Raw genomic sequence first — 12,631 nt, 5'->3', positions numbered from 1 at the left:
TTACGGCTTCGGCATGAACCTGTTTCGGAGCGTTCAGGCGGTCGCGTCCGCGTCCGGCGAGGGCGCTATCGACTGGACGGCCGTCGCCGACGCGGCGAAGGCAGCGACCGACCCCGGCGACGTCGCGCTCACCGACGCACAGCGAACGGGGTACGCGACCGACGTCCGCGACGCCCGCGACCGCGTGCGGAGGGTCGCGAGCATCGACTTCGACGTCCCAGACACCATCGAGATACAGCACCGCCACCACTGGGTGGACGCGAACGTCGACACGTTCCGGCGCGTCCTCGCACCGCTCGAGGCCGAGGGGATGACGGCGTTCCCCGGCGTCGCCCGCACCGTCAACACGGGGACGATGGCGGTGATGCTGACGTTCCTCGCGAAGAACGTCCTCGGCCAGTACGACCCGCTCCTGCTCGCGGGCGACGACGACCCCGACCACGCGCTGTACTTCGTGCACCCGAACATCGAGCGCGTCGCCGACAGCCTCGACGTCGACACGCCGCGATTCCGCCGCTGGATCGCGTTCCACGAGGTCACGCACGCCGCGGAGTTCGGCGCCGCCCCGTGGCTCTCGGGGTACCTCGAGGACCGCGTCGAGTCCGGCCTCCAGGACCTCTCCGCGGGCGGCATCTCCTCGCAGGAGTTCCAGGAGATGAACGCCGCGATGACCGTCGTCGAGGGGTACGCGGAGCTCCTGATGGATCACGCGTTCGACGACGAGTACGCGGATCTCCGCCGGAAGGTCGACGAACGCCGCGGCGGCCGCGGGCCGCTCGCGCAACTCGCGCGCCGGCTGCTCGGCCTCGGCCTGAAACGCCAGCAGTACGAGCGCGGGAAGGCGTTCTTCGAGCACGTCACGGACGCACGCGGTCTCGACGCCGCCGGCCGCGTCTGGGACGGTCCCGAGAACCTGCCGACCGACGACGAGATCGACGACCCGGACGCGTGGCTCTCGCGACTCGGGCTCTGAGCGAAGGCACGTCGTCGAAGCGGTCGCAGTAAGTGGAAGCGGTCGCGGTCAGTTGAATCGGTCGCGTTTCTCGTAGCCGTCGTCGCTCCCGCGGTCGTTCCGGGAGGAGCCGTCGCGGTACGCCCAGACCATGTAGTACCAGAGCGCGAGGCCGAGTGCGCCCCCGCCGAGCGCGCCCCCGGCGACGACGAGTGCGCCGGCGTCCGCGTAGAGTGCGACGAGTGCGCCCGACCCGCCGACGAGCAGGACGACGAACGCCTGGAGGCGACTCATGCCGGCGACGCGGTCGGACTCCGTGAGCGATGGCCCAACCATCAGACTGCGGTCGGGGCGCTCACGTGCAGTTCCAGGAACAGCCACTCGTCGTCGTGCTCGACGAGCGTCCCGCTCCAGCGCGTCTCGAACTCGTGGCGGGCCGCCGCGTCTTCGTCCCGGGTCGCCGCCCCGCCGTCGTTCCGGGCGGCCGCCCGGTCGTCGTCCGCCGGCGTTCGCGTCCACGCGAGCGAGACGTCGTCGTGGAACGACGCCCAGTCCTCGCGCTCGACGACCGACGGCCCATCGCTTCCCACCGTCCAGTCCGTCGTCGTCCGCGTCTGCTCGCGTAACGCCTCCGCGACCGCGTCGTACCCGTCGTACGTCGTCGAGATAGCGGCCTTCCACGTGTCGGGGGACTCGCGGAAGTACGGGTAGAGCGGTTCGCCGCGACGCAACGCCTCGTAGTAGTCCAGAACAGCGTCCTCGGCGCTCATAGCCGACTCCAGGACTGGTATCGGTATCAAACCCTCGCTTCCGGGAGGCCACGAGGCGACCGCGTCCCGGGCGCGAGCCCCGGCCGACCCCTACATGAAGCCCTTGTCGACCTCGTCGGTCTCCACGAGCTCGTCGAGCTCCTTGTTGAGGACGTCTTCGGCTTCCTCGAACGTCGACGCGAGCTCGTCAAGGCCGTCCGGGCGGTCGTACTGGTCGTACTCCATCGGGCCGAACGCCGGCGAATCGAGCGTCTCCATGACGTCGTCGAAGAAGTCGCCGGGGGTCGTCGGCGCGTCCGCGTGCGCTTTCACGACCTCCTCCAACTCGGTCGCCTTCTCCTTCGCTTCGTCCTCGTCGATGTCCTCGCTGTGTCCCTGGACGGCGAACCGACCCGAGCCCTCCGTCGGGAGGAACTCGCCGATCTCGTCGTCGAGGTTCCGGGCGACCTGCGACCCGACGCCCTTCACCTCGAAGGGGTTCTTCGCGTACGTCTTCAACTGGTACATCCCGCTGTCGGGATGCCCGAGGTAGAGGTCCTCCCCGAGGCCGTTCGCGCGGTCACCGGCGACCGCACGCCAGCCGTCCGGGTCCACGTTCGACTCAACCACGTCCTCGACGATGTCATCCCAGTCGCGAACCCGCATACGCCGCCGTAGTGCTCGCGGCGGCAAGATTGTGTCGGTCCGGCCGGTTCCGGAACCGGCGGTGCTGTCGGTCGCGGGTCCATTCAGTCCAGTCCTTCCCGTGCCAGCGCGGCCCCGATGGCGATACCCATCCCCATCCCGATAGCCAGTCCGAGCGCGATGTCGTCCATCGCCACGCCGATGGCCGTCCCGACCCCTGCACCGAGAGCGATACCGACGGCGAATCCGCGTGGGTCAAGTTCCTCGTCGTCTTCCACCTGGTCACTCATCTACAAGGCAGGTTCACGCCGCGCTGACGTAAATCGTCGGACGGACGAGAGACGCGGCCGTCGTGGCAGGACGATTCCCCTCCGCCGGTGCGAGGTCCGTCGGCGAGGTCACTCGCGTCACGCGCACGCGATGGTCGCCCACCCGTAGTCCGGGGGGTCCTCGCCGCCGTCGGCGGCCGAGCGTTCGACGCGCGTCGCGGTGACGTGGTACCACGCGGCGTAGTAGAGGTCGGCGAGGACGGTCGTCTCCGAGTCACCGGCGCGTTCGGCGGACTCGCTCGCGTCGAGACTCACCTCGACGGACGCGTACGCGCCGTCGTCTGCCGGCTGGGATTCTGCGGTCGCGTAGTCGACGCCTTGAACGTTCCAGCCGTCGGCCTCGGCGCGGTCGCGCGCGTACGCCTCCTCGACGAACTCGGCGAGGTCGCGGGCCGCAGCCTCGGTCGGGTCCCCGGGGACTTCGACGTCGACCAGACCGAGCGAATCGTCGACGGTACAGGTTGCCGTCGTGGTGTCCGCGCTGGTCGACGCTGGGGTAGATGACTCGGTGTCGGTCGGTTGGGCGGAATCGAGCGTGCCGACGCACCCGGCGGTCGCGGTGGTCGTCGCAGCGAGCGTGGCGAGGAGGGCGCGCCGTTGCATACCCTGCGGATTCACCCCCCCAGTACAAGTGTCTTCTCCCGCGCACATCCGTGGAACCGACATCCCTAACCGGGTCGCTCGCGTCGCGTTCGAGTGTGACTGACGCGGACCGCGACGCGATCGAGGGGACCATCACGGCGGTCGGCGACGCCAAGGAGGTGTCGACGCAGTACGGCAAGTCCGACCTCGCGGAGCTGACGGTGGAGACCGCGACGGGCGAGGAGCAGGTGACGTGCTGGGGGAAGTGGACGGAGACGACCGAAGTGGCCGAGCCCGGGATGCGCGTGCGGGTGACGAACCCCGAGGAGCGCGAGTACCAGGGGGAGACGCAGTACTCGACCACTGGCGACTCGTACGTCGTCCTGGAGCCGCAGTTCCTCGTGGACGTGACCGACGTCCGCGAGTACGTGCAGTGCCCGCGGATGTACTACCTGAACAAGCTCTCGAGTGCGCCCCTGAAGTACCCGGTCATCAAGGGGACGATCGTGCACGAGGTGTTCGGCGACCTCCTCCGTGGCGTGGACTTCGACGACGCCGTCGACGACCGCGTCGAGGAGGCCGGGCTCGACCTCGGGCTGCTCGGGATGGACGCCGACGAGGTCCGCGAGGAGGTCGCGGAGAACGCGCGCGCCATCGACGCGTGGCTCTCGCAGGGGAAGCTCTCGGGCGACGACGAGTGGCGCTCGGAGATGACCTTGATATCGGAGACGTTCGGCATCAAGGGGCGCGCGGACGCGGTCCGGAACGGGATGCCGGTCGAACTGAAGACGGGGAAGAACCTGAAGCGCGACCCGCGGTTCGAGGACAAGATACAGGCCGCGTCGTACGCGCTCCTCCTCCGCGAGCGCGGCGTGGAGGTGGATACGGCGACGCTGCTGTACACGAAGAACGCGGCGCTCGACCGGTCGGAGTTCTCCGGGGACTTCTCGCCGGCGAAGGAGTTCTCGGTCGGCGACGGCCTCATGAAGTACGTCGTCCGAGCCAGGAACGCGATCGCGGCGTTCGAGTACGACGTCTCGGTGCCGACGGGCTACGAGGCCGACGCGGTGTGCGAGTACTGCTTCGAACAGGACACGTGCCGAGTCGTCGCGGGTCGGCTCGACCAGGAGTCGAAGGCGGGGCAGATCGGGCGCAAACTCCCCGAGGACGAACTCGAATACTACGAGGAGACCTACAGGGCCATCGAGGAGGAGCGCGTGGAGACGCACAAGGAGTACGCGAAGCTCTGGGAGCAGACGCCAGCCGAGCGCGCGGACGACGACCGCGCGCTCGTCGACCTCGCGTTCGAGCGCAAACGCGAGCGCGCCGACGGCCGCTGGGAACTGCGCGCGCGCCGCACCTCGCCGGCGGTGTCGAAGCTCCGCGAGGACGACCTCGTGCTCGCGAGCGACGGCGACCCCGTCCAGGGCGACGCCGAACTCGCGTACATCGAGCGACTCGACGACGACGAGGTCGTCGTCTCCGCCGCCGAGCCCGTCGAGGTGTGTCGACTCGACGTCTATCCGAGCGAGCTGTCGGTCGCGCGGATGCAGGTCGCGCTCCACGACGCGCTCTTGAAGGGCGACCCCGACCGGAAGGACGTCCTGTTCGGTCGCAGGGAGCCCGAGTTCGACGCCGAGCGGGCGCTCGACCCCGAGCGCGACCCCGGCGAGAGCGGCGAGTCGATGACCGAGGCCGAGCCGGAGACGTTCGTGGACAACAACGCGGCGCAGGACGAGGCGGTGCGGAAGGCCGTCACGGCGGAGGACGTCGCCCTCGTCCATGGGCCGCCCGGAACGGGGAAGACGTACACCATCGGGCAGGCGGTGCGGGCGATGGTCGCCCGCGGCGAGCGCGTCTTGCTGTCGGCGTTCACGAACCGCGCGGTCGACAACGCGCTCGAAGCGCTCGAAGAACAGGGGTTCACCGACTTCGTGCGCGTTGGCACCGAGTCCGGTATCCGCGACGACATGCTCGACTACCGCCTCGAGACGCGCGGCGACCCCGACGAGTGCGCGGCGCGCCTCCAGGACGCGCAGGTCGTCGCGGCGACGACCGCGACCTGCGGCTCCCGGGTGATGCGCGAGCAGTCCTTCGACGCGGCGCTCGTCGACGAGGCCGGCCAGCTCACGGAGCCGGACGCACTCGCGGCGGTGAACCTCGCGGAGCGGTTCGTGCTCGTCGGCGACCACCAACAGCTCCCGCCCGTCGTCCGAGCGGAGAACGAACTCCAGGAGTCGCTGTTCCAGCGGCTCGTGGAACGCTACCCGGACGCGGGCGTGATGCTCGACAAGCAGTACCGGATGAGTCAACGCATCCAGGCGTTCGCGTCCGCGGAGTTCTACGACGGCGAACTCCGGCCGGCGACGGGCGAGATCGCCGGCCAGCATCCCCGCCAGCTCGTCGACCTCGACGACCTCCCCGAGGAACTCCGTGACGGCGTGACGTTCCTCGACGTCCCGGGTGACGGGGGCCGGAACACGGACGCGGTCGAGGCGGACCGCGTCGCCGACGTCGTCTCGTCGTACCTCGCGGCGGGCGTGGCCCCCGGGGACGTGGGCGTCATCGCGCCGTTCAGGGCGCAGGTCGCGGAGATAACGCGACGCGTCCCCGAATCCGTGACGGTGGACACCGTCGACCGCTTCCAGGGCTCCTCGAAGGAGGTCATCGTGGTCTCGTTCGTCGCCTCCGGTGACCTGGAATCGCCGATATTCGAGGACTACCGGCGCGTGAACGTGGCGTTGACGCGAGCGAAGCGCGCGCTCGTCCTCGTCGGTGACGCGGACGCGCTCCGCACGGACCCGGTGTACGGTCGGATGGTCGACTGGGCGGGACCAGACTGACCGCTCGACGCCCGCGACGGGGTCGTCCGGCTCGTCGGGACTCGAGACGTCGGGTACGGGTGGTCGGAAACGGGACCCCGCGGCCCAGTCGCTCCTTATTTTCGGGACGCATCCCGAATCTGTGCGGTCCTTTTATCACCGTGTCGCGAGAAACCACTACTATGGCAAGTGATAACGCGACACACGAGGAGCCGGCGATCGAGGACGGCGCCGCGGAGGACGCGTTCTCGACGCCCGAAGCGAACGAACTCGAGCGCGCGGCCGGTGGCATCGCCGGCGGCATCGTCGGCACGATGCTCATGACTGGCGTGCTCTTCATCGTGAACGCCACCCTCACGCCCGGCATCGACGTGTTCGGGACGCTCGCGGAGCTCGCCGGCGTCGGGGACGCGCCCGCGGTCGGGCTCGCGCTGTTCTTCGGCGCCGGCATGTTCGCGTGGCCGCTCCTGTTCGTCACCCTCGGCGCGTACCTCCCCGGTGCCACCCGCCCCCAGCAGGGCATCGTGTTCGCCGCCGTCCTCTGGACGGGGTTCATCACCGCGTTCTACACGCGGTACGCCGGGTTCGACCTCCTCGTCTTCGTCGTGTTCTCCATCGTCACCCACCTCGCGTACGGCTGGGTGCTCGGGTTCGTCTCCGCGCGCCTCACCGGCCAGTACGAAGCGCCCGAACTCGCGGTCTGACCCGGGCCCGCCGCGCTTTTCTCCGCTCGCCGCGACCGTGACCGCATGGACCTGCCACTCGGCGACGGCACCGTCTCGGTATCGTTCGACGCCGTCGACGCGACCGTCGCGCGCGCCCCGGGTGCGGACGCCGTGGACGTCCCGGCCGCGACCCAGAACGCGCTCGCCGACCCGCACGGGCCGCGACTCCGCGACCGCGCGAGCGCCGACGACGACGTCGCTACCGTCGTCACCGACGGCACGCGCGCCGTCCCCACCGACGTCCTCCTCGACGGCCTGCTCGCGGAACTGGACGCTACCGGCGTCGCACGCGACCAGGTGACGGTCGTCGTCGGCCTCGGCCTCCACCGCCCGATGACCGACGCCGAACTCGACGAGATGCTCGGCGAGCACGCCGACCTCGCAACCAACCACGACCCCGAGAACGTCGTCGCGGTCGGCGAGGTCGACGGCGTCCCCATCGAACTGAACCGCACGGTCGCCGACGCGGACCTCGTCGCCGCGACCGGGGTCGTCGAACCCCACCAGTACGCCGGGTTCTCCGGGGGCGCGAAGACGGTCGTCGTCGGCGCCGGCAGCGACTCACAGATCGGGTACACGCACGGCCCCGACCTCCTCGGCCGCGACGGCGTCCGCCTCGGGCGCGTCGACGGCAATCCCTTCCGCGAGTTCCTCGACAGCGCTGGCGACCTCGCCGGCCCGGACTTCTGCGTGAACGTCACGAAAGGTCCACAGGGCGTCCTCGGCGTCGCCGCCGGCGACCCACGCGCGGTCGTCCGCGACCTCGCCGCGACCGCACGCGACGCGCTCTCCGTGCCCATCCCGGACGACGAATCGTACGACGCCGTGGTCGCGGGCGTCGGTGCCCCGAAGGACGCGAACCTCTACCAGGCCAGCAGGGCGGCGACGTACGTCGCGCTCGGCGACCGCAACCCGCTCGCCGACCCCAGGACAGACGCGGCCGACGACGAGAACGACCGCGGTTCCGACGCCGGACGCGGCCGCATCGTCGTCCCAGCCGAACTCCCGGAGGGCGCTGGCGACGGCACCGGCGAGCAGCGGTTCTTCGACTGGCTCTCGAACGCCACCGACGCGGACGCGCTCTACCGCGAGATGAGGGCGGGCTACGAGCCGGGCGCGCAGCGCGCGTTCGTCGTCGCGCGCGTCCTCCGCGACCACGCCGTCCACGTCACGAATAGCCAGCACCCCGACGTCGTCGACGACTGCCTCATGCACGCCGCCGACAGCGTCGAGGACGCACTCGAATCGGAGAGCGACGTGCTCGTCGTCCCCGACGCGCTGAACACGCTCCTCGTCCGCGACCGCTGAAGCGCAGGGCACGCTACGGGACGTACGTGTCGAGCACCTCCCAGTTGGTCGGGTTCCTGACCGTCTCGTCCTCCTGCCAGCGAACCTCCACGACGGTCGCGTCCGCGGGCACCGTCGCCGTCACGGCGTCGCCCGCGGTCACCGTCTCGTACGCGTCGGCGAACTGCGCGTCGAGCGCCACGTCGTCCCCCTCGACCTCCGCGAGGAGGCGAACGCGCGCCGCCGGGAACGACTCGCCGCCGTCGTGGACGGTCGTCAACGCCCGCGTCCCCTCGTCGTACGAGAAGTCGAACGAAGCGCGCGGCGCCGGCCACCCGTACGCGAGGAAGTCGAGGCGCTTCGTCGGCGTCGACCCCGTGACGATGGCTGCATCGCCGTGCCGACCGGTCTCCAGGTCCTCGTACGTCTGGAACGCCGCACGCTCCCGACAGGTCCGGAGGAACGCGTCCGGGTCCGGCGACGACGGGAACAGCGCGATGGCCCGAAGGTCCGTCGTCCGCTCGCCGACCGCGAACGCCTCCGCGCTCCCGACCACCTCTGGGAGGTACGCGAACCGCGTCGAGAACCGCGCCACCGTCGGGTCGTTGCTCAACTCGGCGACCAGGGCGATGCGCTCGGCGGCCGTCGTCTCGGTCGCCATCGCCGACGGGCGCTCCGAGAGCAGTCGGACGGCTCGGCGCTCCAGTCGGTCGCGTGACTCCCTGACGGTCGACTCCCCGACACCGCTCGCGTGCATCGACAACAGGACGTCGTCGGCGACCACCTGGAGGACGTCGTCGCCGCGAACGCGGCTCCGATACCCGTTCGCGTCCATCGGCTCGAACGTCTCCCAGACGTCGTCGGCTCGCAGTGCCGCGCCCTCGTCGCGGAGGCGCGCGACTGCGTACCGGTCGGCTCTGACGGTCACGACGACGTCGCGGACGACCGACGGGTCGAGCAGCGGGACCGACGACACCCATTCTCGGAGGGTCGGGAACCGGTCGACGTGCTCGCTGAGCGACGCGAGGTCCACGTAGCGCGCGTGCTGGAGCTCCAGGTCCGGCGTCACACCGGCCGCCTGCAGCCAGTCGTCGGTCACGACGCGAGCCGCGAACGACGGCGGGTCGACCGCCCCCCAGTCGAGGACGCCGTTCGTACAGCCGGCGAGTGCCGACGTCGACGCGACCGCCCCGGCGGCGTGGAGGGCTCGGCGACGCGAGAGCTGTCGCATGCGAGACGCCCGTCTCGCCGGCGACAAGTGTCTTGGGCCGCCGAGCGCGCATCGGCGAAACACTTTAACGTGCCAGAGTTGACACGATTCCCATGGCGTACTCCCGCACGAAACCACCGTGGCACTCGCTCGGGTCGGCACTGGCGTGGACCTTCGGCGGCCTCATCTTCGTCTGGCTCGGTCTCGTCGAGGGGTCGTCCGCCGGAACGTACGCGTTCGGCATCGGACTCCTCATGCTCGCACTCGGGAGCATCTCCCTCGTCGGATTGTACGGGACGGACCTCGTCGTCGAATGCAGGGACCTGAAGGAGCGCGCTTTCGGCGAGCGACGCTCCAAGTACGAGCCCTGAGGCGACCACGAGTCAGTAGTCCTGCCACCGATAGCGACGACCGCCCGTCTCACCCGCCAGCCGTCGGTTCCGCCGCCTCGTCGTCGCCCTCTATCTCGTCGACGACGCGCCGGTGGAACTCCTGGAGGACCGCGGACTCGTCCTCGGCGAGCACGACGTCGCTCGCCATCAACGTCGCCAACCCGAACGCGCGCGGCGACGGCGACTCCACGCGCGTCCGCGACACCTCGACGTCACCCTGCTGGACGTCGCGCGCGAACGCCACGATGCCGTCCACGTGCAACTTGTCCTCGAGGATCTCGCGGTACGTCTCCTCGACGACCGCGAACGACTCCAGGTCCTCCGCGAACGACAACAGCATCTCGCTCGCGACCTGCTGTTGCTTCGCGGACTTCTCGTAGCCCTTGTACCGCTTCAGTATCATCAGCGCTCGCGTCGCATCGATCCGGAAGTACCGCTGGAGGAGGTCCGTCCCCTGGACCGCCTCCCGGAGCGTCGACCTGACCGCGTCGGGGTCGAGGTCCTCGACGATGCCGACCACGTCCACCTTCCGGTTCAGCGGGAGCTTCAGCGTGAACCCGTCGTCCGCCACCGCGACCGTGACGTTCGCGTTCGCCTCCTGCGCGATTCGGTACGCCAGGAGCCTGGAGAGCCCGTCGTTGAACCGCCGGCCGTAGTTCGAGTGCACGTAGTAGTGGCGTTCGTACGCGTCCCGGTCACGGGCCTCCTCGATAGCGAGCCGACTCGGCGTGCTCACGCTCTCCGCGCCCGCGTACCGCACCTGCTCGTCGTACATCCGACTGAGTGCGCGCACCGCGTGCTCGTCTATCGGCATCTCGCGCAACCAGTGCCGGACCGCGGGCGTCCCGCCGCGCTCGTACTTCTCGAGGAGCGTCTCCTGGAACGCGAGCACCTCGCAGCCGAGGTCGTACGCGAGCGGCAGGCGCTCGCTGAACCACGACGGCACCGTTGGGGAGGCAGTCGTTCGATCCACGTACACCTTCGACCCGCGCCGGTACTTGTACTCGAAGTTCGACCCGCCGAGCACGAACACGTCACCCGGCTCCAGCGTGTCGAGGTAGGACTCGTCGAGCTGGCCCACCCACTCGTCGCCGCTGCGCGTGAAGACGTCGCACGCGAACGAGTCCGGGATCGTCCCGACGTTCGTCATGTAGATGACCCGCGCCAGCCGCCCGCGCTTCCCCATCAGGACCTCCCCCGGCTCGTACTCGTCGTAGTGATACTCGCCACCGGGTTCGTCGTTCCCGTCGCGCCACACCTTCGCGTACACGTTCTTGTCCTCCAGGCCCTCGTAGTCCGCCGTGAGGTACCGCACGAGCTGTTCCCAGTCGTCGTCGCCGTAGTGCCGGTAGGGGTACGCGCTCCGGAGGATTCGCTTCACGTCGGCCTCCGGCCGTATCTCCGCGATCGCCATCCCGTAGACGTGCTGGGCGGCGACGTCCTGGCAGCGCTCCGGGACGTTCACCGAGTCCACGAACCCCTCGGTCGCCTTCTTCACCATCACCGCGCACTCGACGAGCTCGTCGCGGTCGAGCGCCACCACGCGGCCCGTGACGGTCTCACCGACCCTGTGCCCGGCGCGACCGACGCGCTGGAGCATCGCCGCGACCGACTTCGGACTCCCGACCTGGACCACGAGGTCGACGTGCGGCATGTCGATACCGAGCTCCAGGCTCGTCGACGACGTCACGACGTCCAACTCGCCGTCCTTCAACTTCCGCTCGACGTCCTGGCGGACGTCCTTCGAGAGGCTGCCGTGGTGGCACGCCGAGTTCGCCTCGTCGTACGCGTCGTACCTGTCGCGGAGGTTGTGAAGGACGCGTTCGGCGCCCGAGCGCGTGTTCGTGAACACGAGCGTGTTCGTCGCCCCCTGCACGTGCTCGTGGAGCGAGTCGTAGAACTCGCCGGTGACGACGTCCCGCGGCGTGTGCACGAGGTCGTCGGTCGGACACTCCAGTTGGAGGTCGAACTCGCGAGCGAACCGCGCGTCCACGATCTCGTAGTCGCGGGGCTCGCGCTCGCCCGTCATCGCACTCCCCGACCCGGTCGCTGACTCGCCGTCCTCGTCGCTGTCGTCATCGTGCCCGTCCATGGGCTCGTACCCGACGAGGAACTTCGCCATCTGACTCAGGGGCTCGATGGTCGCCGAGCACCCGATGCGCGTCGGCGACCCGTTCGCGAGCGCCTCCAGTCGCTCCAGACTCACCGAGAGATGCGTCCCGCGCTTGCTCTCGGCGAGCGAGTGGATCTCGTCGACGACGACGTACTCCACCGTCCGCAGCTTCTCGCGGAACTTCGGCGAGTTCAGGAGTATCGCGAGCGTCTCCGGCGTCGTGTTCAAGATGTGAGGCGTCTCCCGCAGCATCTTCTGGCGGTCCGCGTCGCTCGTGTCCCCGTGCCGTATCGCGTGCCGTATCTCGCCGACGTCCTCCCCGCGGTCCTCGGCGATGTCCGTGATGCCCTCCAGTGGCTCCGTCAGGTTCCGGTGGATGTCGTTCGCGAGCGACTTCAGCGGCGACACGTACAGGCAGTACACCGAGTTATCCAGGCCGTCCTCGTGCTCGCGTTCGCGCTCGAACAGCGCGTCGATGATGGCCGTGAACGACGCGAGCGTCTTCCCGCTCCCCGTCGGCGCGCACACCAGCGCGTTCTCGCCCTCGGAGACGAGCGGAATCGCCTCCTTCTGTGGGGGCGTGAAGAACCCGCCATTCTCCGGGACGAACTCGCCGAACTGCTCGACCCACCACTGCCGGACCGACGGCGACAGCGACTCAAGGACGTCCGCGTCGTCCACGTCGCTCGCGTCGACGTCGACGCCGGCCTCGGACTCCAGCAGGTCGAACGCGTCCATTGATGCGGGGGTCGGGGCCACACGTACAAGAACGTGATGACGACGGCGGCGCTGGGCTGCGAGCGACGGTTGCGCACCCGAGCTGGT

Annotated in this window: 12 protein-coding genes; 5 read left to right on the top strand and 7 right to left on the bottom strand. The window is 69.7% G+C overall.

Features of this window, described 5'->3' with window-relative positions; genetic code table 11:
* Positions 1-13: 13 nt before the first annotated feature.
* Positions 14-973 (top strand): zinc-dependent metalloprotease, encoded by a 960-nt coding sequence (locus tag ACZ48X_RS05295; protein WP_336350142.1) that lies wholly within the window; start codon positions 14-16, stop codon positions 971-973.
* Positions 974-1,021: 48 nt separating this feature from the next.
* Here the strand turns inward: ACZ48X_RS05295 and ACZ48X_RS05290 are convergent, their stop codons facing one another.
* The 5 genes from ACZ48X_RS05290 to ACZ48X_RS05270 form a co-directional block, all read right to left on the bottom strand.
* On the bottom strand, positions 1,022-1,288 hold the full coding sequence (locus tag ACZ48X_RS05290) for a hypothetical protein (RefSeq protein ID WP_336350143.1): 267 nt from the start codon (positions 1,286-1,288) through the stop codon (positions 1,022-1,024).
* A complete protein-coding gene (locus tag ACZ48X_RS05285) occupies positions 1,288-1,722 on the bottom strand; it encodes a hypothetical protein (RefSeq protein ID WP_336350144.1) in 435 nt (144 codons plus the stop codon). Before ACZ48X_RS05285 ends, ACZ48X_RS05290 begins: the two co-directional genes overlap by 1 nt.
* A 90-nt stretch (positions 1,723-1,812) precedes the next feature.
* Positions 1,813-2,367 carry a hypothetical protein gene (locus ACZ48X_RS05280; protein ID WP_336350145.1) on the bottom strand — a complete coding sequence of 185 codons (555 nt, stop codon included), beginning with the start codon at positions 2,365-2,367 and terminating at the stop codon, positions 1,813-1,815.
* 83 nt (positions 2,368-2,450) lie between these two features.
* Entirely contained in the window at positions 2,451-2,636 is a 186-nt protein-coding gene (locus ACZ48X_RS05275; protein ID WP_336350146.1) for a glycine zipper domain-containing protein, read from the bottom strand.
* 117 nt (positions 2,637-2,753) lie between these two features.
* Positions 2,754-3,278 (bottom strand): hypothetical protein, encoded by a 525-nt coding sequence (locus ACZ48X_RS05270; RefSeq protein WP_336350147.1) that lies wholly within the window; start codon positions 3,276-3,278, stop codon positions 2,754-2,756.
* 119 nt (positions 3,279-3,397) lie between these two features.
* On the opposite strand from ACZ48X_RS05270, the gene ACZ48X_RS05265 reads away from it, so the two are divergent.
* From ACZ48X_RS05265 to ACZ48X_RS05255, 3 genes are all read left to right on the top strand, one after another.
* Positions 3,398-6,100, top strand: coding sequence for an AAA domain-containing protein (locus tag ACZ48X_RS05265; protein WP_379762525.1), 2,703 nt, complete (start codon positions 3,398-3,400; stop codon positions 6,098-6,100).
* Positions 6,101-6,261: 161 nt separating this feature from the next.
* Positions 6,262-6,783, top strand: a complete 522-nt coding sequence (locus ACZ48X_RS05260; protein WP_336350149.1) for a DUF6789 family protein — start codon at positions 6,262-6,264, stop codon at positions 6,781-6,783.
* Positions 6,784-6,828: 45 nt separating this feature from the next.
* Complete coding sequence (locus ACZ48X_RS05255; protein ID WP_336350150.1) at positions 6,829-8,112, top strand: lactate racemase domain-containing protein; 1,284 nt, start codon at positions 6,829-6,831, stop codon at positions 8,110-8,112.
* 13 nt (positions 8,113-8,125) lie between these two features.
* Here ACZ48X_RS05255 and ACZ48X_RS05250 read toward each other — a convergent pair whose 3' ends face one another.
* A complete protein-coding gene (locus ACZ48X_RS05250; protein WP_336350151.1) occupies positions 8,126-9,322 on the bottom strand; it encodes a hypothetical protein in 1,197 nt (398 codons plus the stop codon).
* Positions 9,323-9,414: 92 nt separating this feature from the next.
* Between ACZ48X_RS05250 and ACZ48X_RS05245 the strand changes: the two genes are divergently transcribed.
* The gene (locus ACZ48X_RS05245) at positions 9,415-9,672 is read left to right on the top strand and encodes a hypothetical protein (protein WP_336350152.1); all 258 of its coding nucleotides are present in this window, start codon (positions 9,415-9,417) and stop codon (positions 9,670-9,672) included.
* 49 nt (positions 9,673-9,721) lie between these two features.
* Here ACZ48X_RS05245 and ACZ48X_RS05240 read toward each other — a convergent pair whose 3' ends face one another.
* Positions 9,722-12,544: an ATP-dependent helicase gene (locus ACZ48X_RS05240; RefSeq protein WP_336350153.1), complete on the bottom strand. Its 2,823-nt coding sequence runs from the start codon at positions 12,542-12,544 to the stop codon at positions 9,722-9,724.
* Positions 12,545-12,631 lie beyond the last annotated feature (87 nt).

It is taken from the genome of Halorubellus litoreus (assembly GCF_055378595.1).
This window is presented reverse-complemented; position numbering and strand designations above follow the sequence as displayed.